We start from the raw sequence: 25,026 nt of genomic DNA, 5'->3' as shown, positions 1-25,026 counted from the left end.
TACTATATCATTTTTGCGGTTTTAAAATTTGTTCAAAAAATAAAAGAACTTCCCGGGCAAAAGCCACCGGGTCTTTGCCGGCGGGCGCCGTAAGGCGCAGGCCGTCTCCGTTTTTGGATTTTACAAATTCCACCCGGTCGGCCCCGAAGCGGTTGAATAATTCGCCGGGCAGGGTGGGCGGCATTTTAAAGCGGCGCGTAAACAACAGTTCCAACTGGCCGTCCAGCCAGTCCACATGGTAAATTTCCAACGCGCCCGCCCGGGCCGACATCCGAAACAGCTCCGCCAAGTGCACGACTTCCGGCGGCAGCGGGCCGCTTAAATCTTTTAATTTGGCCAGCAGCGCTTGCGTTTTGGTTTCGTCCGCGCTCATGAGTTCTTTGTAATAGCGCAGGCGGTCGGCGTCGTCCGGGATATAATCCGGCGGAATATAAGCCGCTACTGGCAAATTGACTTTGGCATGCAGGTTGCGCTCCACCCGCTCGCCTTTTAATTTTTTTACTTCCGCGGCCACCAAATCGCAGTACAGGCTCAGCCCCACTTCGTTTACGTAGCCGTGCTGTTTGACGCCCAGCAAATCGCCCGCCCCGCGGATTTCCATATCGCGAAGCGCCAGGCGGAAGCCGCTGCCCAGTTCGCCAAATTCCATAAGCGCGGCCAAGCGTTTGCGGGCCTCTTCGGTGGGGTCTTTTTCTTCTTTGGGTTTCCAGTACACGGCGGCCAAATCGGCAAAATTGTCCTGCGGTTCTTCTTTGTTTTTAAACAGCCAATCCGGGTGGAATAGATAGCAATACGCTTTGGTGCTGCCGCGGCCGATGCGCCCGCGCAGCTGGTAGAGCTGGGCCAGACCGAAGTTCTGGGCGTTTTCTACAATTAAGGTGTTGGCGTTGGTGATGTCGATGCCGGATTCTATAATGGTGGAGGCCAGCAGGATATCGTATTTTCCGTTATTAAAATCCCACAGCGTTTGTTCCAGTTCCTTTTCGTCCATTTGGCCGTGCGCCATGCAAATGCGCGCCTGCGGAACCAGTTTCTTTAAAAACAAATAGCGCGACTGCATGCTCTGCACGCTGTTGTAGACATAGTACACCTGCCCGCCGCGGGCCAGTTCCTGGTTGATGGCGGCGGCGGCGAGGTCGTTGTTCCAAGCGGTAACGACGGTTTTAATGGGGGTGCGGCCGCGGGGGGGCGTGTCAATGAGCGAAATATCGCGCAGGGACGAGAGCGACTGGTTGAGCGTGCGCGGAATGGGGGTGGCGCTTAAGAGCAGGGAATGCACGCCGGTGAGCTTGGAGCGGATTTTTTCTTTCTGCTTGACGCCGAAGCGGTGCTCTTCGTCTATAATCACCAGGCCTAAGTCGTGAAATTCAATGTCTTTGCTCATCAGCCGGTGGGTGCCGATGATGATGTCGCACACGCCGCTTTTAAGTTCCGCAATGACGGCTTTTTGTTCTTTGGGCGTTTGAAACCGGCACAGCATCCGCACATTGACGGGAAAACCAGCCATGCGTTTGGAAAACGTTTTATAATGTTGGTCGGCCAAAATGGTGGTGGGCACCAGCACCATCACTTGTTTGCCGGAAAGCGCCACTTTTAAGGCGGCCCGCATGGCTACTTCCGTTTTGCCAAAGCCCACGTCTCCCACCAGTACCCTGTCCATGGGTTTGGGCAGATCCAAATCGTGCAGCGTATCCCGGATGGCCTGCTCCTGCCCGGGGGTCAGCACGTAAGGGAACGAATCGGCAAATTCCTGTTCAATGCGCGGGTCTCCGGGCACTTCGGGCGCCGGCGTGGCTTGGCGGAGAGCCTCCAAATGCAAAATTTCTTTGGCGGCTTTTTGGGCTTCTTCTTTGACCCGTTTTTTGACGTCTTTCCACGCCACGCCGCCCAAAGCCGACAGCGCCGGCCGCTTGCCGCCGGCTCCGATATATTTTTGCACTTTTTTAAAGTCGTACATCGGCACATACAGGCGGCTGCCCCGCCGGTATTCAATGACCAGGCAGTCGGTGGGGTTTTCTTCTTTGTCCAACACTTCCAGCCCCAAATAACGGCCGATGCCGTGCTCCTGGTGGACGACATAATCCCCCGCCTGCAATTCTTTAAACCGCACGCGCTTGGCGCCTTCCACGTCAAAACGCTTCAGTACGCGCGAGGTGTTGTAGCGGCGGTCTAAGATTTCGTTGGACGTAATCAGCGCAAAATGATCTTCGGGGCTGTAGAACCCCTGCGTCAGCGGAGAGATTTTAAAAACGGCTTTTTTCAGGTGCGGGTAATCGGCCGTCAGTTCGGTCATGCGGTCTAATTCCCCGCGGTTTAAACAGCAAATGGTAACCGTCATGGAGCGCTCCTGCAGGGAAGCCACCTCGTGCTCCAGCAGTTCCATATTGGCGTTGAAGGCAATGTTGGATTTCAACCCGCAGTCGGTAGCGTCGGCCGAGGGCAAAAGGGTGGTAACGGCGCAGCCGGGATAGTCCGCCAGCGGGAACTCTTTGTCCGGCTCGTCAAATATAAAGGTGTAGCCCGGGGTATAATCGGCCAAGGTGGCGGGCGTTTGGCTAAACGCCAGCGGAATGACGACGGCTTCGTCTACGTGTTCTTTGGTGTTTTGGGTATCCAGGTCAAACGCGCTGATGACGTCTACGCGGTTGCCGGCAAAATACAGGCGCAGCGGTTCCGGGCGGTTTAGGCAAAAAATGTCCACCACGCTGCCGCGTGCGGCGTATTGGCCGGGGGTTTCGGCGTAGTCCTCGCGGGTGTAGCCGGCGGCTTGCAAGTTATCCAGCAGTTCCTGGCGGCGTAGCGTATCGCCGCGGCGGACGGTGAAAAGACGCGCTTTAAATTCCTGCGGGCTGGGCAGCGGCAGAGAAAGCGCTTCATACGAGGCGCTTAAAACGCGCGGGCCGGACGCGGGGGAAAGCAAATCGTACAGGGCGTCCATGCGGCCGGTGTCGGTATCGGGCAGGTGGAACACTTGTGCGCCGCGGGGGGCAAATTCGTGGGCGGCGTTGTCAAAATCGTCGGTATCCGAGGAAGTAACAAAAAGGGCGTTTTGGTTGCGGTTGAGGTATTTTTGGCAGACAAAGTACGCCTTTGCGGCGCCGTTTGGCAGGCCGTAGTAACGGGAGGGAAACGTCTGCTTTTTGTCTGTCATACGTCCAACTTTTTATCCGCCGCCAAAGGGCTTAAAAGCTTTGCGGTTCGGTGCCGGCGATAAACGCTTCCAAAAATTTGTTGCGCTCCGTAGGCATGGCCAGCTTGCCCGTGGTCGGGTTGATGTAGGCAAAGGAAATGCCTTCCGGAACGGCAAAATCGTCGTTGGGTTCGTCTTTTAAAATTTCCTGCATAATAGCCGTCCACCAGCGGGCGGTGGTGCTGCCGGTAAAGCGGGCGCCTTTTTCGTGGGAAGCGTCGTCGTCATACCCCATCCACGCGGCGGCCGCGGTGTGCGGCGTCATCCCGACGAACCACATATCGCGGTGGCTTTGCGTGGTGCCCGTTTTGCCGGCGATATTTCTTCCCAAACGGGATACGTACGCGCCGCTTCCGCGCTGGACGACGCCCTTCATCATATTAATTAACAAATAAGAATCCTGCGGCGAGAAAGCCGCCTCTTCCACCGGCACATGCTGTTCCAAAATGCGCCCGTTGGCGTCTTCCACGCGTTCAATATAATAGTTGTCGGTGTGAATGCCGCCGTTGGCAAAAGTGGTCAGCGCGGCCAGATGTTCATCCATCGCCACCACGCTTACGCCCAACGCCAAGGCCGGCACCCGCGGCAGGGCCGAAGTAATGCCCGCTTTGCGCGCTACGCGCACCACGGCCGGCACGCCGATGGCGTCAATTAAGTTGACGGCCACTAAGTTTTTGGATTTTTCCAGCCCTTTGCGCAGCGTAATCCATCCTTCGTTGCGCCCGCCGTAGTTTTGCGGCACCCAGACGCTGAAATCTTTGCTGGCGATAAAGGATTGTTTGGCCAAATCCAAGGAATACAAATCCGAATTTTCATCAAAGGTGCGCCAGTTGCGCCCGTCGTAGTAGAACATGGTGGGCAGGTCTTTTACCAAGGTGGCCGGTGTGTAGCCTTTTTGCAAGGCGGCCATCCAGACGTACGGTTTAAACGAAGAACCCGGCTGGCGTTTGGCTTGGGTGGCGCGGTTGAATTTGCTTTCGTCAAAGCCGCGTCCGCCCACCAGCACGCGCACGGCGCCGGTTTTGACGTCGCGCACCATAAATGCGCCCTGCAGGCGGGGATATTCGGCCTTGGGGTCGGTGGGTTCCTCCTCCTGTGCGGCGGTTTCTTCCGTGTCGGCCTCGGTATCGTTGGGGTCTATTTCAATTCCCAGCCCTTTGGCTACCTGTTCGTCGTATTGCTGCAGGTATTCGTTCATGATTTTTTCGGCCGCGGCCTGTTGGTCAATATCCACGGTGGTGTAAATGCTCAAACCCGCTTTCCATAAGACGTCCATGCCGTATTTGGGCTCCAGAATGCGGCGGATGTGTTCAATAAAGTATTGGCCGGGGGCGTCTTCAGGCACGGGCGGTTTTTCGGGCAGGGGTTCCTGCTTGGCGGCTTCCAGTTCGTCTTTGGTAATGTAATTTTGCTGGTACATCACGTCCAGCACCAAATTGCGGCGCTGGCGGGCCAAGTCGGGGTTGGCAAACGGATTGTAGCGGCCCGGAGCGGGAATCAGCCCCACGATAAGGGCCGCTTCGCCGGTGGTCAGTTCGGAAAGTTCTTTGTCAAAGTATTTCTTGGCCGCCGCTTTTACCCCGTAGGCGCCGCTTCCCAGGTAAATTTGGTTTAAATACATTTGCAAAATTTCGCGTTTGCTGAATTGATGTTCAATTTGAATGGCCAAAATAATTTCGCGGATTTTGCGGATAATCTTTTTTTCCTGCGTAAGAAATACGCCGCGGGAAAGCTGCTGGGTAAGGGTGGAGGCACCTTGTTTGGCCTGCCCGGTTAAGATATCGTGCATCAACGCGCGCAAAATGCCTTTTACGGAAAAACCCGGGTGGGAGAAGAAATCGCGGTCTTCCATCGCCACCACGGCGTTTTGCAGATCCACCGGAATGTCTTCCAGCGGCACCATGCTGCGTTTTTCAATGGAAAATTCGTGGATGAGTTTGTTGTTTCGGTCAAACACTTTGGTCGTGAGGGAAGGGGTATATTCTTCCATTTCATAGACCGGCGGCAGACCCGAAAAAATATAGCGCATAAAAACGGCGCATAAAATAATCAGTACAAACAGCCCCGCCAGCGCGGAGAAGATAAAGGGTTTGGACGTAATGAGTTTTTGAAAGCGTTTATACATACACTAAATTATATCAAAAATACCCGCTGATAACTGCTTGTTCCGGGCGGCGTGTGGGTAGTAAAAAAGGGTAAAACTATTGTAAAATAGCAGTTAGGATGTATTAGAGGCTGCTTATGACTAAAAAACGAATTTCCCAATCTAAGGGAGAACGTTGTCGCGTTTTCTCCTGTCCTCAACATAAACAACAGCCGGCCCCGCAAGAAGCGGCACAGGGGCTGCTGGGGGCGTTGGCTCCCGAAGATTTAAAATCCATTCAAAAGCACGGCGTGGAAGGCTACGACGTGGTGGCGGTGGTGGACGCTCATACCCGGCAGGCCACGGTGGTCAGCAACATTTCCGGCCGGCTTTCTCTCGCGGATATTACTGATAATTTAACAGCCTATTCCCGCCCGCTTAAACAGGCGCTGGAAGGCCATATTCAGCATTATGAATGGGGGCTTGAAAAAGCCGGCAAACATTGTTTTTACCAAACCACGCTCATCCCGCTTAGCGGGGAGAATAACCAAATTGACCGGATTCTTTTCCTGACGCGTGATATAACCTATTGGGGCGGCGTGTACCGCGGCGGAGAAATGCTGCGGGAAGGCTCGGCCCCGCGGACGTTTTCCCAGATTTTGCTGGCCGCACGGGAAACGGAGAAAAAGGAAATTTCCAAAGCGCTGCATGATGAAATCGGCTCGGCCGTGGTGATTTTAACGGCTTTGCTTAGCCTGGTAAAAGCCAGCGTAAAAGAGGGCAACCGCAAACAGGCCTTGGAAGATATCGCCAAATTGGACGCGCAGATTAAAAACAGCGTAGACCGGGTGAAAAATATCATCGTGTCCCTGCGTCCGCCCAGCCTGGAGAACGACGGTGCGCTGGGAGGCTCGGTGCAGGAACTGTTGGAAAATATCAGCGGGTATGTGCATATTCCCTATACGTTTGACTATGATCCGGCCACCAAGGAAAACGGCATTTCCGACAGTGTAAAAATTTTGCTCTACCGCATTGTGCAAGAAGCGCTAAACAACATCGTCAAACACGCCCGCGCCAGCAAAATTTATGTGCTGCTGGCCCGGCAGGGCGATCAAATCCGCCTGGTGGTGGAAGACGACGGCATTGGTTTTAAGCCGGTAAAGCAGCGCTCTATCCGCAAAGTAGGGCTTCTGGCCATGCAGGACAGTGTACGCCTGCTGGGCGGGACGATATCCATCAAAAGTACGCCGGGAAAAGGAACCCGTATCGAGGTCGCGTGCCCGTGCGTGGTGTATGGGGGAAACGAATGAAGAAAAAAATTGTATTAGCTGATGATCATGCCATCGTTCGCAACGGAGTACGGGCGGTGTTGGAAAATTTGGGCAAAGATATGGAAATCGTAGCCGAAATTTCCAACGGGAAAGATTTGGTGGAGTACGCCCAAAAACACAAGGCCGACGTGTACGTGGTGGACATTTCCATGCCGCTTTTAAACGGCATTGAAGCCACGGAGCGGATTGTCAAGCACGACCCGCAGGCCAAAGTCGTTATTTTAAGCATGTATGACGACCGCGTATCGGTGGAGAAATCCCTCAAGGCGGGGGCCAAAGGATTTATCGTAAAAGTTTCCACCGCAGACGAAATTGTGGACGCCATTGAAGAAGTGGCCGCCGGCCGGTTTTATTTGTGCAGCAAAGTATCCAAATACATCGTGCAGGGTTTTTTGGGCAAAACTTCTTCCCGCAAGCGCGACGCCACCGGCCTGACCCCCAAGGAAAAAGAAGTGCTGCAGCTGATTGCCGAAGGCTACAGCAGCAAACAAATTGCCAAATCGTTTAATTTGTCGTTAAACACGATTCACGTGCACCGCAATAACATTATGAAAAAGCTTGGCATCCATAAACAGGCCGAGCTGGTGCGCTATGCAATTAAAGAGGGCATTGCCCAGTTATAAAAAGGACTCGTATGCGTATTATTGCCGGAACCGCCCGCGGGCGGCGAATCTTTTCCGTTTCTAAAAATCTGCCCGTAAAACCCATTTCCGACCGGATCAAACAATCCCTGTTTGATATTTTGCGCCCGCGCATCACGGGGGCGATCATGCTGGATTTGTTTGCCGGGACGGGGAACGTGTCGCTGGAAGCCTTGTCGCGCGGGGCGCAAAAAACCGTGATGGTAGACCGGGAACCTGCGTGCATTAAAAACATCCACCGCAATTTGGAACACCTGGGCTTTGCAGACCGCGCCAAAGTGCTCCGCGGCGACGTATTAAAACCGCTGGACTGGCTGCTGCCCTACAGCGACAACGAAGGCTACGACATCATTTTTATGGGCCCGCCCTACCGCGACATCAACAACAAAATGTTGGCGTTTTCCCAGCCGGCTTTGGCCAACGTGGCTTCGGCGCGGCTGTTGGCGCCCAACGGGATTATCGTTTTGCAAACCCACAAAACCGAAGAATTTGACGTGCCGCAGGGGCTGGAAATCTACCGCGTGGAAAAATACGGAGACACGCTGGTGCATTTCCTGCGTGCGGCGCAGCCCTTAAAAGAGGACAGCCATGTATAGCGACGTATACGAACTGAACTATTCCAAAATCAAGACCTATTTGGAATGTCCGGTCTTGTATAAGCTGAAGTATATAGAAGGCAAACGCGAAGGGCTGGTGCCGGCGTCTTCGCTGGGGGTGTCCATTCACCGCGCGCTGGAAGAATACCACCGCAGCAGCAACGATCCTTCCGAACTGCTTTCTTATTATGACGATTGCTGGCTGGGCGCCGGATACGCCAGCGCCGGCGAGCAGATGGAGTGGTATTTAAAAGGCAAAAAAATGCTGGAGACGTACGCTCAAGCCGAATACGAACGCAAAACCACGGTAGACAGCACCGAACGCGAATTTATTTTTCAGGAAGGGCAATGGACGCTGCGCGGCAAAATTGACCGCATTGACAAGCATCCCGACGGGTCTTGGGAAGTGATTGACTACAAAACCGGAACGGATGTGGATTTGTCCCTGCCGGTGACGGACTCCCTGCAGCTGGGCATTTATGCCGTGGGAGCGCGCCGCGCGTGGAATATGCAAAAAGGGATAGCCACCTTTTATTTTGTGGCGTTTAACCAAAAAATGAGCGCCCCGTTTGAGGCGTTTGACGAAGCCAAAATTTTGGATACGTTTATTGACATCGGCAAAAAAATAGAAGTAAACGACTTTGAACCGAATTTGCAGCATTGTGCCTCCTGCCCGTTTCAAACGCGCTGTGAGCACTCCTGCGTAAAGCCGGAAAAAGCCGAATAACTTTTTTATTGCCAAGCCCCCGCCTTTCGGGGCGGGGTTTCTTATTTATGGGGAACAAATGAAAGATTTAATTAAACAGGCCAAGCGCATTGTCATCAAATTCGGAACCAATGCCTTAACGACCGAAAGCGGAGATTTGGCATTGTCGAGGCTGTATTCTTTTATAGAGGATATTGCCGCCCTGCACGCCCAGGGGAAAGAAATTTTGGTGGTTACTTCCGGTGCGGTGGGGCTGGGCAAAAAACGTTTGGGGCTTACAAGCGCCCCCGACGTGCTGGCTTTAAAACAAGCCTGCGCGGCGGTGGGGCAAATCAGCCTGATGAAATTTTACGAAGACGGTTTTAAACAGTTGGGGCTGGTGGCGGCGCAGGTACTTTTGACGGAGGACGATTTTTCCCACCGCAGCCGCTATTTAAGCCTGCGCGATACGTTAAACCGCCTGCTGGAGCTGGGGTGCATTCCCGTCATTAACCAAAACGATACCGTCTCCACCAACGAACTGCGCGGCTACAAAGAAAAAGGAATTAAAGTCTGCTTTGGCGACAACGACAAACTTTCCGCCCTGGTGGCCAGCGGCATGGATGCCGATTTGCTGTGTGTGATGAGCGACGTGGACGGCCTGTACAGCGGCGACCCGCGCAAAGACAAAAACGCCAAACGCATTGACGTGGTCAAAGGCGTTACGCCCGAGATAGAGTCCTTGGGTTTTTGCGCTTCTTCCCGCGGGCGCGGCGGAATGAAAACCAAGCTGGAAGCCGCCAAAGTGGTTACGCGCTCGGGTGCGGCCATGGTGATTGCCTACGGCAAACGGCCGGGGGCGGTGTCTGCCGTGTTCGGGCCGGATTTTGCGGGCACGCTTTTTCTGCCGGTGGAAGATTTGCCCGGCAAAAAATTATGGCTGGCGTATGCCACCAATGTGGCGGGCGGCGTAACCGTCAATGCGGGCGCCAAAAAAGCGCTGTGCCAGAAAGGATCTTCTCTGCTGCCGGCGGGCATTGTGGCCGTGGGCGGCGAATTTGAAGCGGGGGACGCCATTTCCATTTTGGACGAACACGGTGTGGAGTTTGCCCGAGGCCTGGCCAACTATTCCGATAAGGAATGCCGCAAAATTGCGGGCTGCCGCTCGGAAGAAATCGCCAAGAAAATCGGCTATAAAAACTACGACGAAGCCGTCCACCGCGATAACATTGTTTTACTGTGAGGAAATTATGACCGTAGCCCAACAAGCGGCCCGCGCCAAAGAAGCTTCTTACGTCTTGGCCGCCCTGCCGCCCGAAACCAAAGACCGCGCGTTAAACGCCATGGCGTGCGCCCTGCGCGTGCACGCCGATGAAATTTTAGCCGCCAACCGGCTGGACTTGCAGCAAGCCCGGCTGGCCGTGGAAGCGGGCCACATGAAACCTGCGCTTTATGAACGGCTGAAATTGACGCGGGAAAAATTAGAAACCGTCATCAAAGGCGTGGAAGAACTGGTGGAACTGCCCGACCCGGTCGGGCGCGTGCTGGCGGCCACGGAACTGGACGAAGGCTTAAGCCTCTATAAGATTTCCTGCCCCATTGGCCTTATTGGCGTTATTTTTGAAGCCCGCCCCGACGTGGTGCCGCAAATTGCGGCGCTGGCGGTAAAATCGGGCAATGCCGTGATGTTAAAAGGCGGCAGCGAGGCCGCCCACACCAACGACGCCCTGGCCAGCACGCTTCAAACGGCGCTTGCTTCCGTGCCCGGCTATCCAGCGCAGGCGCTGCAGCTGATCCACACGCGGGAAGAATCCGCCGAGATGCTGGCCTTAGACCAATACTTTGATTTAATCATTCCGCGCGGCGGCAACGGGCTGATTGCCTATGTAAAAGCAAACACCAAAATCCCCGTACTGGGCCATGCGGACGGCGTATGCCATATTTATGTGGCGGCGTCGGCCGATTTGGAAATGGCCTGCCGCATTTGCGTGGACGCCAAAACGCAGTATCCTTCGGCCTGCAACGCGGTGGAAACGCTTTTGCTGGATGAGCGGTGGCCGGAGAAAAATAAGAAAGCGTTATTGGAAACTTTATTAAAAAACGGCGTATCGCTTTTTGGCGGTGCGGATATTGCGGCGTTGGCCCGGGTATCGGGCCCGGTAACGGACTGGCATACCGAATACGGTGAGAAAAAGCTCTCCGTCAAGCAGGTTAAAAATTTGCTGGAAGCCATTTCGCACATCAACCGTTTCGGCTCGCACCATACCGACTGTATTTTAACGGCCGAACACGAAGAAGCGCAAATCTTTATGGACTTGGTAGATTCCGCCGGCGTTTATCACAACGCCTCTACCCGCTTTGCCGACGGCTACCGCTACGGCTTCGGGGCGGAAGTCGGCATCAGCACGGGCAAAACCCATGCCCGCGGCCCGGTGGGGCTGGAAGGGCTGACGATTTATAAATATAAGCTGTACGGAAACGGCCAAGTCGTGGCCGATTACGTGGGTGCCAACGCCAAGCCGTTTACGCACAAAAAAATAGGGAGCAAACAATGAAACTGGGGTTTATCGGCGCCGGCGAAATGGGCGGCGCTATAATTAGAGGATTACTGAAAAGCGGCTGGCCGAAAGCCGATATTTTGGTATCGGTTTCTTCGCAGGCTTCGGCCGCGCGCTGGCGGGAGCAATACGGCCTTGCCGCCGGCACGGATAACCGCCAAACGGCTCAGCAGGCCGATGTGGTGCTGCTTGCCGTTAAGCCCGGCGTTGTGCCGCAAGTATTGGCGGAAATTCAAATGCTTTCGCCAAAACCGGTGGTGTGTATGGCCTTGGGGTGGACGCTTGAAAAGTTGCAGGCCGCCTTGCCCGGCTGGCCCGTGGTGCGCATTATGCCCAACACGCCGCTTGCGCTGGGGGAAGGGGTAACGCTGTTTGCTTTTGGCAAATGGGTGGGTGCCCGCCAGCGGCAAGACATAGAGGCCATTTTTGCCCGCTTAGGCCAAACGGTGGAACTGGCGGAGCAGTTGTTTGACGCGGGGACGGCCGTATCGGGCTCGGGCCCGGCGTTTGTGTATGCTTTTATTGACGCGCTGGCGCAGGCGGGCGCCACCCAAGGGCTTGAAGCCAAGCAGGCGGCGGAACTGGCGGTGCAAACCGTATTGGGCGCGGCCCAAATGGTGAAGGCGGAAAAAATTGCGCCGGCGCAACTGGCGCAAAAAGTAGCCACGCCCGGCGGCTGTACGGCGGCGGGAATGGAGGCCTTGCAGGCGGCGGGGCTGAAAGAAGCGTTGCAAAGCGCCGTTGCCGCGACGGTGCAAAAAGCCCAGGAAGCGGCCGGCAAATAAACCCGTTAAAAAATTAAAACCGGAACAGAAAAGTCTGTTCCGGTTTTTTGTGGGCGGTTTAAATTATTTACAAAAATAAAATACGATAATAGCCGCGCCCAACAGCCAGCGGTAATAGACAAAGATGTCAAAACTGTGGGTTTTAATGTATTTCATCAGCCAGCCGATGACGGCCAGCGCCCCCGCAAACGCGCTGACAAACCCCCACACAAGCGGCGCATGGATATCCGCCGCCGACAGCTGCCCCATTTCCAACAAAGCCGCCCCCGCAATAACGGGAGTGGAAAGCAAAAACGATATCCGCGCCCCCGCCGGCCGCGAAAGCCCCAACAGCAGGGCGGCGGTAATCGTAATGCCGCTTCGGGAGACGCCCGGCATAATGGCCAACGCCTGGGCGCATCCAATCAGCATAATCGTTTTAAACGTAATTTCTTGGGTTTCGTTTTTGGCTCCTTTTCGGTCGGCCCACCACAAAAGGGCGGCAAATACCATTAAACAGCCGGCAATCATCAGCGGATTGCGAAAAGTGCTTTCGGCCCAATCGTTTAGCAAAAGCCCCGCGAGCCCCGCCGGCACGGTGGCCGCCGCCAAATACCACAGCATTCGCCCTTGTGCGGAGGTGGGGTGCGTCAGACCGTCTTTTAACAGGTAAAACCAGTCTTTTGCAAAGTACAGAATCACCGCCAGCAGCGTAGCGGCGTGGAGCAGTACGTCAAAGGCCAATCCTTGGTATTCCATCCCGCGAAAGTAGGGCAAAAGCACCAAATGGGCCGAGCTGGAAATAGGCAGAAATTCACCCAATGCTTGTAAAAGTCCCAATAAAACGGCGTCCAAAATCGTCATTTCTATTCTCCAAAATAAGTTAAGCGCGGGTTTTTCGGGTCGGTCATATCCACCCAGGCAAAAGAACCCGGCATAAAGCTATGCACTTCGGCGCACAGCAGGTGCGTCAGGTACGACACGTTGGGGTTGTGCCCCACGGCGGCAATCGTGTCGTAGGTGTTGAATTGTTCGGCCAGAAAATCGCGCACGTCTTTTTCGTCGTATAACCCGTTCAATACGGTTTCTTTGGAAAGAGGCGCATGGAGCGTTTGTGCGATGATTTCGGCGGTTTGCACGGCGCGCAGGAGCGGGCTTGAAAAAACGATCTGCGGGTGCAGGCCTTTGCCGGCAATGGCTTTGGCGGTGCGGGCGGCTTTTTGCCGGCCCGGTTCGGAAAGGGGCCGCAGGGCGTCATTGGGCACGCCGGCCTCATACGCGGGCAATGCGTGGGCGTGGCGGATTAAAAGCAGTGTTTTCATATCGTTTGACTAAATGCTTAAAAATGTAATAAAAAAATAAGTACCTTTATTCTACAAATTTATGGAACTCTTTTACGCCCATTATCCTTCGCTGGAAGACGCTTTTGTGCGCCGCGTGCAAACGCGGCGTTCGGGCGTTTTGTCGCGGTGGCTGGTGGTGTGTTCTTCTTCGCTATTGGCGCAGCGCCTGCGGGAGCGTTTGGCGCGGGAGTTGGGGGCGGCGGCCAATTTTTATTTTTTAACGGCGGGCGCGCTGGTAAGCGAGCTGGACCGCGAGGCCCCCGGCCAGCCGCCGGCGTTGCTGCCGCAGGATAATCTGCGCGATTTTTTAATTAAAAATTTACTCGCGGAGCCGGGTTTAAACCGTTATCCCGCGTCGCGCGGGTTTGTGCAGGCCGTCAAAAGCGCCCTGCGGGACTTGGAAGACGCCCTGGCCGAGCCGGATGTGCTGGACGAGCACCTTCGCACCGCGCCGGACGCCGTGCTGGAGCAGGACGGGGCGCGCCTGGAATGGTTCAACCGCCTCTACCGCCGTTATTTGGCGGCGGCCGCCGCCGTGCCGGGTTTCAGACCCTATCAGCAAGCCTTTGAGCGGGCATTGCAGCAGGCGGAAAATTCCGATTTTCTGCACGGGTTTGATGAAATTATTTTCTACGGTTTTTACGATATGACCGGCCGCCAGCTGGAGCTGTTTAACCGCTTGCGCGCGCTGTATGCGGTGACGGTCTTTGCCCCGTATCTCAAACATCCGGCCTACCGCTTTGCCCAGAAATTTTTTGAAACCAACTGGCTGGGCGCCGGCAGCGGGGAAAATGTAGACCGGGGGCATTTTGGCGCGTTGGGAAAAAGCGGTCAATTTTTGTTTGCTTCTTCGGACAGTGCGCCCCAGGCGGGGGTGCATATCGTCAGCGCGGCGGACGCGCGCGGCGAAGTGTTTTATGCGGCCAAAGAAATTTTGCGTTTAACCGAAAAAGAAGGCTACCGCCTCTCGGACATTGCCGTTTTGGCGCGTTCGCTGGCGCCGTATCAGGAGGAAATTCAGCGCGTATTTGCGGAAAACTGCATTGCGTTTAACGGCTCGTTTTCCTATCCGCTTTCCAAATTTCCGCTGGGTGTTTTTTGCTTAAATTTATTTTCGCTGTTGGCCAACGGTTTTGACCGCCAAACCGTGCTGGCGGTGGTGTCTTCACCGTATTTTAAACCTGCACAAAAAAACGTCTGGCGCCGGCAGGCGGCGCAATCGTTAGCCAGCCGGGATTTAAGCCAGTGGCGCGATTTGCTGCCCCACGGCCCGGAGGACGATACTTCGTTTTTGGCCTGGCTGGAGGATACGCACGCCCGGCTGGACGCTTTGGCCCGCGTGCGCGACTGGGCCGGCGGCGCGGCGTTGGCGCTTGCGTTTTTGGAGCAAAACACCGATGTTTCCCAACTGCAGGGAAAAGAAACGGAAATTTTTCAAACCGTGTGCGAAAAGATAAAAAGTTTTTCGCTTTATGCTTCCATCCGCCCCACGGTGCAGCCCGGCGAATGGGTGCGGGAGCTGACCGACGCGCTGACGGGCCTTTCGTTTCACGAAACGCAGGCCGTTAGAGGCGGGGTAACGGTTACCGATGTTTCGCGTGCGCGCGGCCTGCAGTTTAAGGTTGTGTTTTTGCTGGGGCTTAACGACAAAGTATTCCCGCTCATTACGCCCGAAGACCCCGTCCTGCGGGATTATTACCGCTACGTCCTGCGCGATGTATTGGGCTATTGGATCAACCAAAGTTTAGACCGCGCCGACGAAGAACGCCTGCTGTTTTTTGCCGCGGCTACGGCGGGGACGGAAAAACTCTACACCACCTATGCCCGCGCGGGGCAGGACGGAAAAGAGGCCGTGCGTTCGCTGTATGCGGCGGAACTGGCGCGGGCGTGCGGGCTGGATTTGGCCGCCCAGGACGCTGCGCGCGTAAGCGGGCGGCTGTCCGAGCGGATCAACCAAACCGAAAGCGAATTTTTAACGCCTAAAGAACTTTCTCTTTCTTTTATTTTGCACCCGGAAACCGCCGCCGCGCAATACCGCCGCGCGGGGCTGTGGAGCGGCGAAAAAGAACATACGCTTGCGGCCGCGGCCGCCTTGCGCCAAAGCGGCGCGTTGGGCGCGTTTGACGGGGTGGTGCAAAGCGGGGCGGAAATCTTTGCCAAAGAAAACGCGGCGGGGTTTTCTCCTTCGGCCCTGCAGGAGCTGGGCCAATGCCCGCTGAAGTATTTCTTGGACAAGGGCCTTCATCTGCAAGAACCCGACGATCCGCTTAGCCGCCAGGAACTCTCGCCCGACCGGCGGGGGACGGCGTATCACGAAATTTTAAAAGATTTTTATGAAGACCTGTACCAGCGCGGCCTTACGCACGAAGTGTCCGACGCGGCCGCCTTGGAGTATTTGGAGCGCGCGTTTGAAAAACATTGCCGGGCGGACGGGTACCGGCTGTTTGGCATTTATCCCGTGGTGTGGGAACTGATTTTGCAGGAAATGAAAGAAAAACTGTCCGCTTTTGTGCTGGAAGATCTGCACGAGCTGGGCCCGTATACGCCGGCGTGGTTTGAAATGCCGGTGTCGTCCGAACCGTCGGAAGAACTGCCCCTTCGGCTGCGCGGCATTATAGACCGGGTGGACGTGGACGGCGTGCATAAAACCTTCCGGGTGGCGGATTATAAATCGTCCCGCAAAGGCACCAAAGATTTGGCTTCGGATTTTTTCACTCATCTTATTTTCCAGCCCTTTATTTACGTATGGATTGCCCGCCGGCTGGCGGCGTTTGAGGGGTATGAGTCGGACGGCTCCTGCCTGCTTTCCATTAATAAAGGCTATGTTCGGCGCGATTTATCCGCCGACGCTTATCGCCGGATGCAGCCGCGGGCGTGCGGATTTTTAAAACAGCTGGCGGAAATGATTCAAACCGGCACTTTCTTTATTTCTCCGTCCGATTTATGCGCCTACTGCCCGTATGCGGGCATTTGCCGGCGAGACAGTTTTAAATCCCTGCTGCGCGCGCGCAAAAGCGCCGCCAGCCAAGCGCTGGAGGAGGCCCGCCGATGATTACGGAAGACCGCAGCCAAGTACAAACCCGGCTGGACGTAAATATGGTCGTGGAGGCCGGCGCGGGAACCGGCAAAACCACCCTGCTGATTGACCGGCTGTGCCTGGCCGTTTTGGCGCGCGGCATTCAAGTGGAAAAACTGGTGGCGCTTACGTTTACCGAAAAAGCCGCCGCGGAAATCAAAACCCGTTTTATGGATAAACTCCAGCATCTGATTCGCGCCGTACAAGAACACGAGCCGGATCGCACGCTGGAGCTGCTGCAAAATTCTTTTTCCGTTTCGGATGCGGACATTGCGTCCCGCGCCGAGGCCGCCTTGTCCCGCCTGGATCGGGCCGCCATCGGCACCATTCACGGCTTCTGTGCAGACATTTTAAAAGCGTTCCCGCTGGAAGCGGGGCTTTCGCCCCATGCCGAAATTGACGCCGGCCAGCGGGCGGCCCGCTTGTTTGATGCGCGCTGGAATACGTTTTTAGACGAAGAATTGGGGGTAAACGCCCCGCGGGCCGAAGCGTGGAAGCGGGTGCTGGCGGAAATTTCCTTGCCGGATTTAAAAGCCTTTGCGCAAGAGTTGTGCAGCGGGAAAATAGAAGCCTACGATTACTACACTCACCGGGATTTGCTGGCCTCGGTTTGTTTGGAGCGCGCCCGCCAGGCCGAGGAATTGGCGGCCGCGTTGACGCGCCCGGGCAAAAAAGCGCGCAACGGGGAACTGGCACTGGCGGCGGCGGGGCAGTCTTTGCGGCGCACGGCGGCTTTTTTGAAAGGGCAACCCGTCCCCGCCCCCGCGGCGCAAACGGCGCCCGCGTTTCCGGCGGCCGCTTACAAAGATTGGGACGAAGCCGATTTTGAACAAGCCCGCTCGCTGGTTTTATTTGCCGAAAAAACCGCCCCGGAAAAACAACAAATTTTCCTCTCCGCGCTGGAGTTGGTGCAGCGCGTAACCGAGGAAGTCCGCGCCGATTACGCGCGGGAAGGGATTTTGAGTTTTGACGACTTAATCGTCAAAACCCGCAACCTGCTGGAAAAAAACCTCTATGTGCGGCGGCTGCTAAAAGAAAAATTTGACGTATTGTTTATTGACGAATTTCAGGACACCGACCCGGTGCAGGGGGAATTGCTGCTGTTTTTGGCGGAAGAGAAAGCATCCTCGGCTGGCCGCTGGCAGGACGTGCGCTTGGCGCCCGGCAAGCTGTTTGTGGTGGGCGATCCCAAGCAGTCCATTTACCGCTTCCGCGGGGCGGATATTACCGCTTATGAACTGTTTACCGATTTGATTTTAAAACAAGGCGGCGTAAAATGTTTCCTGCGGCAAAATTTCCGCAGCGAGGCGGAAATTATAGACGCCGCCAACGCCGTTTGCTCGCGCGCCATGATTCAGCAAACGGCTTTCCAGCCCGCGTATGAGCCCATTTACACCGCAAAAACGGCCCGTACGGGCGCGGTGCAGTGGCTGTTTGTTACGCCCGCGCCGGACGGCCCGGCGGGGGCGGATGATTTCCGCGACAATCAGGCCGAGCGCATTGCGGACTGGATAGAAGCCAACGTGGGGAGGATGACCCTTTCGGACGGCCGCAAACTGCAATACCGCGACATCGCCCTCTTAACGCGCGCCGCCACCACCGCCGGCCCGTATACCGACGCCCTGCGCCGCCGCGGCATTGTGTTTAATGTGGAAACCGATAAAAATTTCTACCGCAAACAGGAAATAAACGATTTCTTAAACTTTTTGCGTGCGGCGCAGGACGTGCAAGACCGCACCGCGCTGGCGGGCATTTTGCGAAGTCCGCTGTTTGGGTTTACGGATGAAGAAATTTATCAAATCGCACGCCGGGGGGAACTGACGCTTTCGGCCCGCCCGGCCGATGCGCGTTTGGCGCAGAGTTACGCCTTATTAAAACAATTCGGCCGCCGGGCCGGGCGCACGCCGCTGAAAGAATTGCTGCAGGCGGTGCTGGACGAAACCTTTTTGCCCGAAGCCTGTGCCGCCGCGTACGAGGGCGAACAAACGCTGGCCAATTTAAACCGCTTGGTTACGTTGGCCCAGGGATATGCGGCGGACGGGGCGGCGTCGCTGCAGCAGTTTTTGGCAGAGGTGCAGACAATTTTGGAAGAAGAACCCGAACGGCTGGGAGCGCCTTTGCCGGAGGAAGCGTTAAACGCCGTATCCGTAATGACGGTGCACAAATCCAAGGGGTTGGAATTCCCGGTGGTGATTTTGGCGGATCTGTCCAAAAAGGATTCGGCGGCGGTTTCCCAGCCGGCGCGGCATATTTTTTCGTGGCAGTATAATATGCACGGCCTGCGCGCCGGAAAAGTGTGCGACGTGAATTTGGCTTTTTTGGAAGAAGAACAAAAAAAGCACGGCAAGTGTGAAGAGGTGCGCGTGCTGTATGTGGCGCTGACGCGCGCCCGCGAAAAATTGATTTTAGCCGCCGACGGCCGCAAAGGCGCCCTGAAAGCCGCGGCCGCTTTTGCGGCGGCCGGCTTGTTTCCAAACGAGGAAACCTGCCCGCCGGTATTGCAGGAAGAAGCCCTGCAGGTGCCTGTCGTATACGCTCCTTATCAAAACCCGGAAACGTTTCTCTACCGCCATGCCGCGGCCCCCGCGGCGGCCGAAACCGAACGGGAACTTGCCGCCTGGCGCACGGCGCATGAACGGCGCAAAACGCAATATGAGCGCTTGCTTCAAACGGCGCTTGCCCAAACCCCCAGCGAACGGGTGTTGGAGGATCTCCCCTTAACGCCCGCCCAGCAGGCGGCCGCCCAATTGGGGACGGTCTGCCACCGCACGTTGGAAAAAATACTGACGCGTCCGCAGACCGATTTGCAGACCGCCGTTTCTTTGGCCGCGGCCCAAGCGGGCGCGCCGGAACGCGCACCGGAAGCGAAAGCGTTGCTGGAGCCGTTTTTGCAAAGCGCGTTGTTTGGTCAAATGACGGCGTGTAACGTGTTGGCGTGCGAAATGCCTTTTTCGTTTGCGGAGCCGGAGGGGGAAATCGTTTCCGGCGTGATGGACGCCGTGTTGCAAACGCCCGAGGGAACGGTGTGGGTGTTGGATTATAAAACCGATCAGATCCGCCCCGGTGCGGAAAAAGCCGTGCTGGACGAAAAATACCGCCCGCAGCTGGAGGTATATGTCCGGGCGGCGCAAAAATTGTTTGCCGGGCGGAAGGTACGGGGATCGGCGGTGTTTTTGCGCACGTTTGCGGCGGCGGACTTATAAAAGATAAAATATAAAAAATTTTAAAAAGAGGTACTTATGTTTGATAAATTGGGACAATTAAAAGATTTGTGGAAACTCAAAAGCCAAATGGAAGAAATCAAAAAACGGCTGGACAATATGGTCATTAAAGTAGACAGCCCGCGCCATTTGTTTGAAGTAACCATTTCCGGCTCGCAGGAAGTAAAAGAAGTGCGGGTGGACGCCTTGATTAAAAATTTTAAAGAAGCGGAAATTGCCGAAGATTTAAAGGCCGTCATCAACAAAGCCGTGCGCGACAGCCAAACCATGGCCGCCCAGACTATGGGCAATTTCGGCATGCCGCAAGCTTAATATGTACGAAAACAAAACGATTGCCGTGTTTGGCGTGTCGGCAGATCCCTCCAAGTACGGGTATAAGATTTTTAAAACCCTGCTGGATAAAGGGTTTCGCGTGTTTGGCATTAATCCCAAAGGCGGCCAAGTGGCGGGGCAGACCGTGTTTAAAGAGCTGGCTTTCCTGCCGGTTAAACCGGACGTGGCGATTATGGTCATCCCGCCCGCCGCGCTGGAAGGAGCCGTGCGGCAGTGTGCTGCGGCCGGGGTAAAAGAAATTTGGTTTCAGCCCGGGGCACAGTCTGCACAGGCGCATGAGCAGGCGGTAAACGCCGGGATGGAAGCGGTGGACTCCTGCTTTATGGCCGACAACGGGCTGTGGTAACCTATGAAATATAACCGCTTGGGACGTACCGATTTGCACGTTTCGGCGGTGGGCTTGGGCGGCTGGGCCCTGGGCGGCGCAACGGACTGGGGCGCGACGGAGGAAACGGACGCCCGCCGCACTATTTTTGCCGCGCTGGACGCCGGCATTACGCTTTTTGACACCGCCCCCATTTACGGGGAAAGTGAAGTCTTTTTGGGCCGCGCCTTAAAAGGCCGCCGCCCGCAAGTGGTACTGGCCACGAAATGCGGCCTTGTTAAAAACGGCTCCTGGACAGACCACGACCTGCGCCCCCAAACGATTATTTCCCAGTTGGAACAATCCCTTTCGCGTCTGCAAACCGATTACATTGATTTGTACCAAATTCACTATCCCGATCCCCGCGTGCCGCTGGAAGAAGCGTTGGCCGTTTTAATCCGGTTGCGGGAACAAGGCAAAATCCGCTATATCGGCTTATGCAATGCGGGGGGACAAGAAATCTCCGCCGCGGCCGGGCAAGCGGTTTGCGTGCAAAACGAATTTTCGTTGCTCCATCCGCAAAAAGGGCGGGCGGTATTTGCGGCCTGTGAGAAATTACACCTGGGCTTTATCGGCTACGGCACGCTGTGCGGCGGTATTTTAAGCGGCAAATATAAAAAAGAGCCCAACCTGCGCCGCGCAGACGCCCGCAACTACTTTTATAAATGCTACCGGGGCGACGCGTTTGCAAGTGTTTATCAAACGGTGCTTCGTGTGAAAGAAGCGGCGCAGAAAAAGGGCTGCGCGGCGGCTTCGCTGGCGGGGGCGTGGGCATTGGCACATCCGCAGGTGTCCTGCGTGCTGACGGGCGCCAGAACGGTGCAGCAAGCCCTGCAAAACGCCGCGGCGGCGGATATAGCCGTCAGTTCGGCGGAATTAAAATTTTTGGAGGAAGGAAAATGACGGTGCAGGCCGCTGAAGAATATGTGTTGGGCGTGTTGCCCAAATTAGGCGTAAACAAACGGCGCGAACTGGTGCGGCTGGTGTATGAAATCGCCAAGCGGGACGGGGCGCCTTTTTCGGAAATTCTGCCGGCGCAGAAAAACTTGAATTTTGAGTCCGCCAAAAAGCAGTTGTTGGCGCGCCGGTATCCCGTCAATTTTAAAACCGCCGCCAAAGACCGCTTTTACTTGCCCAAACTGGAACTGAGTCCCGCCCTGCAGGCCGATTTGACGCCACGGCCGTTTTACCCCAAAACCGTTTATATTGAAACGTCGGTGCAGGACAGCGAACTGGCCGCGCGCGTGCGCGCCGCATTTCCAAACGCCCAGTTTAAAGAAACGGACGGCAAAACCCAAGTGGGCAGCCCCAACTTTTCCCGCCGCTTAGACACCCTGCTTATCCACCGCGAAAAATACGACTTTCTAAAACCGTGCCCCTGCAGCTGTGCGGCGGCGTGCTGCGGGTATAATTTAATTAATTTAGGCTTTGGCTGCCGGTTTGAATGCGAGTATTGCTTTTTGCAGCAATACCAAAATCTGCACGCCGTCTTGCTGCCCGCCAACTTGGATGAGTTTTTAAACAAGATAGACGGGGCCTCTTTTCGCAAAGGGCCTTTTGACCGCCCGCGCATCGGCAGCGGGGAGTTTACCGATTCGCTGGTGTTTGACGACCTGACCCGTTACTCCCAAAAGCTGGTGCCGTTTTTCCGCGCGCGGCCGCAGTTGCAGTTTGAGTTTAAAACCAAAAGCGTCAACATCGGCGGATTATTGGAAGCGGGCGGATGTGAAAACGTGGTGGTGTCGTGGTCGGTCAATTCCGCCAAAATCACCGATACGGCCGAACATTTTACGCCCGGCCTTTCCGCCCGGCTGGCGGCCGCCTGCGAAGTAGCCCGCGCGGGCTACCGGTTGGGATTCCATTTTGATCCGGTGGTTATCTATGACGGCTGGCAGCAGGACTATGCCCGCACCGTGGAACAAATGGCCGATACGTTGCCGAAAGACAAAGTGGCTTGGATCAGCGTGGGCACGTTGCGCTTTAGCCGGGAGCTAAAAAAGATGATTGAAAACCGCTTCCCGCAAAATACGATTTTAGACGGCGAATTTTTGTTGGATTTTGACGGAAAAATGCGCTACGGGGACTCGCAGCGAAAAGAGGTCTATCAGTTTCTGCTGCCGCTTTTGCGAAAAGTGTTTCCGCATACGCACGTTTATTTGTGTATGGAAGATCCTCGGTTGGTTCAGTCGTTTTAACGCGCTTAGCCCACTAAAAAGCCCCGCTTTGGCGGGGCTTTTTGTTAACAGGAAAGTACTTACTTGGTCAGGCGCTGCAAGTGTTCGTCAAACTCTTGCGCCAGCGTGGGGCTGAAGCCTTCCCAAATTCTGACCACGCGGTGTTTGCGGTCAAATAAAATGGCATGCGGCAGACCCGTTACCTTCATTACGTCCGCCGGGCCTTGGCCGTTGTACAACACTTTGGTGTTTAAGCCGTGTTCTTTGGCTACTTTTAACACCGTTTCCGGATCCGCATCCAAAAACACGCCCACCACTTCGGCTTTGCCGGCGTATTTTTCCGCCACGGTGTTCAGCGCGGGCATGGACATTTTGCAATACGGGCACCACGATCCCATGTACATCATAAGCACCGGTTTTCCTTCGTAATCGGTGGACGTCCACAGCGCTTCTTCTTCCCCGGCAATCGGTATTTGCACAAGGCCCATGGTGGGAAGTTCCGGCAGTTTCATACAGGCCGCCGCCAAGAGCGCGGCAACGGTTAAAACGAGTAATTTTTTCATTTTTTCTCCTTTCCAATGCGAAAAACGCCCTTGCGGGCTCCGTATATGATAGAATACAAAAGATGGGTAAATTAATCAATTCTTTAGGCCGCCTTCTGGCAGAACGCGTGGATATTTTAATTATGCCGCGCATGGGTTCTTCCAAAAAGTTCAAGGTGCGCGTGCTTACGCTCGTGCTGGTGTTTGTGCTATGGCTGATTATTACCCTGTGCGGATTTTTGTTTTTTATCCGGGCGTATGATTACAACATTACCAAAGCCGACAACAATTTAATGCGCGTTAAAATGAAGCTGATTGCCGACGAGCTGGAACGCGGGCGCAAGTATTTGGATTTAACCCGCACCACCGATACGCAAATGCGCCAAATGTTGGGCATGCCCGGCGGAAAATTTATCAATTTGCCCAAAGGCTGGGAAGAAGCCAAAGCCAAAGAAGACGCCCGCTTCAGCGAGGCCATGAGCAAAGATTTGAAAGACTTGGATACGGAAGAGTTTGAGCAGTATATTGATTCTATTGAAGACAGCGCCAAAACGCGTTTGGCCAGCTTTCAGGAAATTGCCTGGTACTTTGCCAACCGCCGCGAAGGCTTAAACTCCATTCCGTCTATCCGCCCGTCTACGGCGCGCATCAGCTCCGGCTTTGGTTACCGTTTGGATCCGTTCGGACACCGCACCACCAAACGCCACAACGGCATTGATTTTGCCGGCAAGCCCGACAGCCCCATTGTGGTTACCGCAGACGGCGTGGTGCGCCATGCCGGCTGGGTGCCCAGCTACGGGCAAGCCATTTTGGTAGACCACGGGCTGGGGTATTCCACCCTCTACGCCCACACCACCCAAATTCGGGTAAAGGCGGGGGACGTGGTCAAACGCGGCGACCGGATTGCCACCATGGGCTCCAGCGGCCGCTCGACCGGGACGCATTTGCATTACGAAGTGTGGAAAGACGGGCAGGCCGTCAATCCAAGGGACTATTTTAAATAATTCAGGAGGAAGGTATGGGATTTTTAAAGAAGGATTCGGATTTTTCTTCCGGTGAACATTTTTCCGTCGTCAGCGCGGAATGTTACTTCCAGGGAACGCTGAGCGTGCAGGGCTCTTTGCGCGTGGACGGAACACTGGAAGGCTCGGTGGATAACGCCCGCCACGTGATTGTGGGTACGGACGGAAAAATTGTGGGAGACGTAACGGCCCAAATCGTGGTATGCGGCGGCGTGATTGAAGGAAATGTCTGCGCCGATATGTTGGAAGTGTTGGCCGCGGCCTCCATTAAAGGCGACATCCGCGCCAAAAAAATGATTGTGGAAGAAGGCGGCCGCATTGACGGCCAGTGCAGCATTGGCGGCGGGGAAGAATCCGCGGCCTCCGAAAAAGAAGACAAGACGGAAAAAGACAACTAACAACGGGAGTTTTGGAATATGATTTCGTTCCTGATCAAACACAAAAAAATAATTCTTATCATCACGCTGGCCTTCTTTTTGGGCAGTATCGTGTATTTAGGGGCCGATGCCTATCGCCGCGGCAACTTCAGCAATACGGCGGCGCAGGTGGGATCTGCCGATATTACCTACCGCGATTTGTACCGCGTTACCGAAGACCGCGCCCGCGTGCTGCGCAACCAAGGCGTGGATGTGGACGAAAATATGATGAAGTTCCTGCAGCAGCAATTTTTGGCGGCGCTGATCAGCGAAGAAGTGCTCAACCAAGCGGCGCATCAGGCGGGGCTGGAAGTGTCGGATTACGAAATCGCCTACGATATTCAAACCTCTCCTTTCTTTTCGCAAAACGGGCAGTTTAACAAAACTGCTTACGAATATGCCTTAAAACGCTCCGTCGGCATGACGCCGGCCCAGTTTGAAAACCAGCTGCGCAAAGGCAAACTGGCGGATCGCTTCCGCGGGGTGTTGTATTCCTATTACAAACTGACGCCCGAAGAAATTAAATACGAATACAAAAAACAGCACGGCAATTTGAAAAATTTTGACGAAAACAAAAACGAGTTTGCCTCTCAGTTGATGGATACGAAAATGCAAACCGCTCAAACGGGCTTTTTTGACCAGTTCAACAGCGAAGTGGAAATCAAAACTTTCTTACAGGACTAAGCC

At 55.1% G+C, this 25,026-nt stretch carries 21 protein-coding genes; 16 read left to right on the top strand and 5 right to left on the bottom strand.

From position 1 onward, the window contains the following. Positions 1-7: 7 nt before the first annotated feature. Positions 8-3,151 carry a transcription-repair coupling factor gene (locus B5F75_RS06150; protein ID WP_087289033.1) on the bottom strand — a complete coding sequence of 1,048 codons (3,144 nt, stop codon included), beginning with the start codon at positions 3,149-3,151 and terminating at the stop codon, positions 8-10. 31 nt (positions 3,152-3,182) lie between these two features. Further along, positions 3,183-5,315 (bottom strand): penicillin-binding protein 1A, encoded by a 2,133-nt coding sequence (locus B5F75_RS06145; protein ID WP_087289031.1) that lies wholly within the window; start codon positions 5,313-5,315, stop codon positions 3,183-3,185. Positions 5,316-5,431: 116 nt separating this feature from the next. On the opposite strand from B5F75_RS06145, the gene B5F75_RS06140 reads away from it, so the two are divergent. From B5F75_RS06140 to proC, 7 genes are read left to right on the top strand one after another with little or no spacing between them, the layout of a single operon-like run. After that, positions 5,432-6,583: a sensor histidine kinase gene (locus B5F75_RS06140; RefSeq protein WP_087289029.1), complete on the top strand. Its 1,152-nt coding sequence runs from the start codon at positions 5,432-5,434 to the stop codon at positions 6,581-6,583. Continuing rightward, complete coding sequence (locus B5F75_RS06135; protein WP_087289027.1) at positions 6,580-7,227, top strand: response regulator transcription factor; 648 nt, start codon at positions 6,580-6,582, stop codon at positions 7,225-7,227. The genes B5F75_RS06140 and B5F75_RS06135 overlap by 4 nt, the downstream gene beginning before the upstream one ends. Before the next feature lie 11 nt (positions 7,228-7,238). Further along, the gene (gene rsmD / locus B5F75_RS06130; RefSeq protein ID WP_087289025.1) at positions 7,239-7,841 is read left to right on the top strand and encodes a 16S rRNA (guanine(966)-N(2))-methyltransferase RsmD; all 603 of its coding nucleotides are present in this window, start codon (positions 7,239-7,241) and stop codon (positions 7,839-7,841) included. Next, positions 7,834-8,568, top strand: a complete 735-nt coding sequence (locus tag B5F75_RS06125; RefSeq protein WP_087289023.1) for a RecB family exonuclease — start codon at positions 7,834-7,836, stop codon at positions 8,566-8,568. The genes rsmD and B5F75_RS06125 overlap by 8 nt, the downstream gene beginning before the upstream one ends. A gap of 58 nt (positions 8,569-8,626) precedes the next feature. Continuing rightward, the gene (proB, locus tag B5F75_RS06120; protein WP_087289021.1) at positions 8,627-9,769 is read left to right on the top strand and encodes a glutamate 5-kinase; all 1,143 of its coding nucleotides are present in this window, start codon (positions 8,627-8,629) and stop codon (positions 9,767-9,769) included. A 7-nt stretch (positions 9,770-9,776) separates the two neighbouring features. Beyond that, a complete protein-coding gene (locus B5F75_RS06115) occupies positions 9,777-11,081 on the top strand; it encodes a glutamate-5-semialdehyde dehydrogenase (RefSeq protein WP_087289361.1) in 1,305 nt (434 codons plus the stop codon). Then, positions 11,078-11,869: a pyrroline-5-carboxylate reductase gene (gene proC, locus B5F75_RS06110; protein ID WP_087289018.1), complete on the top strand. Its 792-nt coding sequence runs from the start codon at positions 11,078-11,080 to the stop codon at positions 11,867-11,869. The genes B5F75_RS06115 and proC overlap by 4 nt, the downstream gene beginning before the upstream one ends. 63 nt (positions 11,870-11,932) lie before the next feature. On the opposite strand, the gene B5F75_RS06105 is transcribed toward proC, so the two are convergent. Beyond that, positions 11,933-12,712, bottom strand: coding sequence for an undecaprenyl-diphosphate phosphatase (locus B5F75_RS06105; RefSeq protein ID WP_087289016.1), 780 nt, complete (start codon positions 12,710-12,712; stop codon positions 11,933-11,935). A gap of 2 nt (positions 12,713-12,714) precedes the next feature. After that, entirely contained in the window at positions 12,715-13,170 is a 456-nt protein-coding gene (locus B5F75_RS06100) for a SixA phosphatase family protein (RefSeq protein WP_087289014.1), read from the bottom strand. 61 nt (positions 13,171-13,231) lie between these two features. Between B5F75_RS06100 and B5F75_RS06095 the strand changes: the two genes are divergently transcribed. The 6 genes from B5F75_RS06095 to B5F75_RS06070 are packed head-to-tail and all read left to right on the top strand — an operon-like array spanning position 13,232 to position 22,380. Continuing rightward, positions 13,232-16,243: a PD-(D/E)XK nuclease family protein gene (locus B5F75_RS06095; RefSeq protein WP_087289012.1), complete on the top strand. Its 3,012-nt coding sequence runs from the start codon at positions 13,232-13,234 to the stop codon at positions 16,241-16,243. Next, positions 16,240-19,470 carry a UvrD-helicase domain-containing protein gene (locus B5F75_RS06090; protein WP_087289010.1) on the top strand — a complete coding sequence of 1,077 codons (3,231 nt, stop codon included), beginning with the start codon at positions 16,240-16,242 and terminating at the stop codon, positions 19,468-19,470. The genes B5F75_RS06095 and B5F75_RS06090 overlap by 4 nt, the downstream gene beginning before the upstream one ends. 36 nt (positions 19,471-19,506) lie before the next feature. Next, complete coding sequence (locus tag B5F75_RS06085) at positions 19,507-19,800, top strand: YbaB/EbfC family nucleoid-associated protein (protein WP_087289008.1); 294 nt, start codon at positions 19,507-19,509, stop codon at positions 19,798-19,800. 1 nt (position 19,801) lies between these two features. Next, a complete protein-coding gene (locus tag B5F75_RS06080; protein ID WP_087289006.1) occupies positions 19,802-20,167 on the top strand; it encodes a CoA-binding protein in 366 nt (121 codons plus the stop codon). 3 nt (positions 20,168-20,170) lie between these two features. After that, positions 20,171-21,088 carry an aldo/keto reductase gene (locus B5F75_RS06075; protein ID WP_087289004.1) on the top strand — a complete coding sequence of 306 codons (918 nt, stop codon included), beginning with the start codon at positions 20,171-20,173 and terminating at the stop codon, positions 21,086-21,088. Then, a complete protein-coding gene (locus B5F75_RS06070; RefSeq protein ID WP_087289002.1) occupies positions 21,085-22,380 on the top strand; it encodes an SPL family radical SAM protein in 1,296 nt (431 codons plus the stop codon). The genes B5F75_RS06075 and B5F75_RS06070 overlap by 4 nt, the downstream gene beginning before the upstream one ends. Before the next feature lie 59 nt (positions 22,381-22,439). Here B5F75_RS06070 and B5F75_RS06065 read toward each other — a convergent pair whose 3' ends face one another. Then, positions 22,440-22,922 (bottom strand): TlpA family protein disulfide reductase, encoded by a 483-nt coding sequence (locus tag B5F75_RS06065; protein ID WP_087289000.1) that lies wholly within the window; start codon positions 22,920-22,922, stop codon positions 22,440-22,442. A 62-nt stretch (positions 22,923-22,984) separates the two neighbouring features. Here B5F75_RS06065 and B5F75_RS06060 point away from each other — a divergent pair, with 62 nt between their 5' ends. Genes B5F75_RS06060 through B5F75_RS06050 form a run of 3 tightly spaced genes read left to right on the top strand, consistent with a single transcriptional unit; the run spans position 22,985 to position 25,023 of the window. After that, a complete protein-coding gene (locus B5F75_RS06060) occupies positions 22,985-23,905 on the top strand; it encodes a M23 family metallopeptidase (protein WP_087288998.1) in 921 nt (306 codons plus the stop codon). Positions 23,906-23,919: 14 nt separating this feature from the next. Next, the gene (locus tag B5F75_RS06055) at positions 23,920-24,321 is read left to right on the top strand and encodes a bactofilin family protein (protein WP_087288996.1); all 402 of its coding nucleotides are present in this window, start codon (positions 23,920-23,922) and stop codon (positions 24,319-24,321) included. 18 nt (positions 24,322-24,339) lie between these two features. After that, positions 24,340-25,023 carry a SurA N-terminal domain-containing protein gene (locus B5F75_RS06050; RefSeq protein ID WP_087288994.1) on the top strand — a complete coding sequence of 228 codons (684 nt, stop codon included), beginning with the start codon at positions 24,340-24,342 and terminating at the stop codon, positions 25,021-25,023. Positions 25,024-25,026: the final 3 nt, after the last annotated feature.

The organism is Elusimicrobium sp. An273, assembly GCF_002159705.1.
Taxonomy (GTDB): Bacteria; Elusimicrobiota; Elusimicrobia; order Elusimicrobiales; family Elusimicrobiaceae; genus Avelusimicrobium; species Avelusimicrobium gallicola.
The sequence above is the reverse complement of the archived record's forward strand: the minus strand, read 5'-3'. Positions and strand labels throughout refer to the sequence as shown.

What these genes read in the sequence shown, in the direction of transcription:
- B5F75_RS06100 (WP_087289014.1), bottom strand. Translation starts at nt 13,170, where the DNA reads ATGAAAACACTGCTTTTAATCCGCCACGCCCACGCATTGCCCGCGTAT.
- B5F75_RS06050 (WP_087288994.1), top strand. Translation starts at nt 24,340, where the DNA reads ATGATTTCGTTCCTGATCAAACACAAAAAAATAATTCTTATCATCACG.
- B5F75_RS06080 (WP_087289006.1), top strand. Translation starts at nt 19,802, where the DNA reads ATGTACGAAAACAAAACGATTGCCGTGTTTGGCGTGTCGGCAGATCCC.
- B5F75_RS06065 (WP_087289000.1), bottom strand. Translation starts at nt 22,922, where the DNA reads ATGAAAAAATTACTCGTTTTAACCGTTGCCGCGCTCTTGGCGGCGGCC.
- B5F75_RS06055 (WP_087288996.1), top strand. Translation starts at nt 23,920, where the DNA reads ATGGGATTTTTAAAGAAGGATTCGGATTTTTCTTCCGGTGAACATTTT.
- B5F75_RS06145 (WP_087289031.1), bottom strand. Translation starts at nt 5,315, where the DNA reads ATGTATAAACGCTTTCAAAAACTCATTACGTCCAAACCCTTTATCTTC.
- B5F75_RS06090 (WP_087289010.1), top strand. Translation starts at nt 16,240, where the DNA reads ATGATTACGGAAGACCGCAGCCAAGTACAAACCCGGCTGGACGTAAAT.
- B5F75_RS06150 (WP_087289033.1), bottom strand. Translation starts at nt 3,151, where the DNA reads ATGACAGACAAAAAGCAGACGTTTCCCTCCCGTTACTACGGCCTGCCA.
- B5F75_RS06125 (WP_087289023.1), top strand. Translation starts at nt 7,834, where the DNA reads ATGTATAGCGACGTATACGAACTGAACTATTCCAAAATCAAGACCTAT.
- proB (WP_087289021.1), top strand. Translation starts at nt 8,627, where the DNA reads ATGAAAGATTTAATTAAACAGGCCAAGCGCATTGTCATCAAATTCGGA.
- B5F75_RS06085 (WP_087289008.1), top strand. Translation starts at nt 19,507, where the DNA reads ATGTTTGATAAATTGGGACAATTAAAAGATTTGTGGAAACTCAAAAGC.
- B5F75_RS06140 (WP_087289029.1), top strand. Translation starts at nt 5,432, where the DNA reads ATGACTAAAAAACGAATTTCCCAATCTAAGGGAGAACGTTGTCGCGTT.
- rsmD (WP_087289025.1), top strand. Translation starts at nt 7,239, where the DNA reads ATGCGTATTATTGCCGGAACCGCCCGCGGGCGGCGAATCTTTTCCGTT.
- B5F75_RS06115 (WP_087289361.1), top strand. Translation starts at nt 9,777, where the DNA reads ATGACCGTAGCCCAACAAGCGGCCCGCGCCAAAGAAGCTTCTTACGTC.
- B5F75_RS06095 (WP_087289012.1), top strand. Translation starts at nt 13,232, where the DNA reads ATGGAACTCTTTTACGCCCATTATCCTTCGCTGGAAGACGCTTTTGTG.
- B5F75_RS06070 (WP_087289002.1), top strand. Translation starts at nt 21,085, where the DNA reads ATGACGGTGCAGGCCGCTGAAGAATATGTGTTGGGCGTGTTGCCCAAA.
- B5F75_RS06060 (WP_087288998.1), top strand. Translation starts at nt 22,985, where the DNA reads ATGGGTAAATTAATCAATTCTTTAGGCCGCCTTCTGGCAGAACGCGTG.
- B5F75_RS06075 (WP_087289004.1), top strand. Translation starts at nt 20,171, where the DNA reads ATGAAATATAACCGCTTGGGACGTACCGATTTGCACGTTTCGGCGGTG.
- B5F75_RS06135 (WP_087289027.1), top strand. Translation starts at nt 6,580, where the DNA reads ATGAAGAAAAAAATTGTATTAGCTGATGATCATGCCATCGTTCGCAAC.
- B5F75_RS06105 (WP_087289016.1), bottom strand. Translation starts at nt 12,712, where the DNA reads ATGACGATTTTGGACGCCGTTTTATTGGGACTTTTACAAGCATTGGGT.
- proC (WP_087289018.1), top strand. Translation starts at nt 11,078, where the DNA reads ATGAAACTGGGGTTTATCGGCGCCGGCGAAATGGGCGGCGCTATAATT.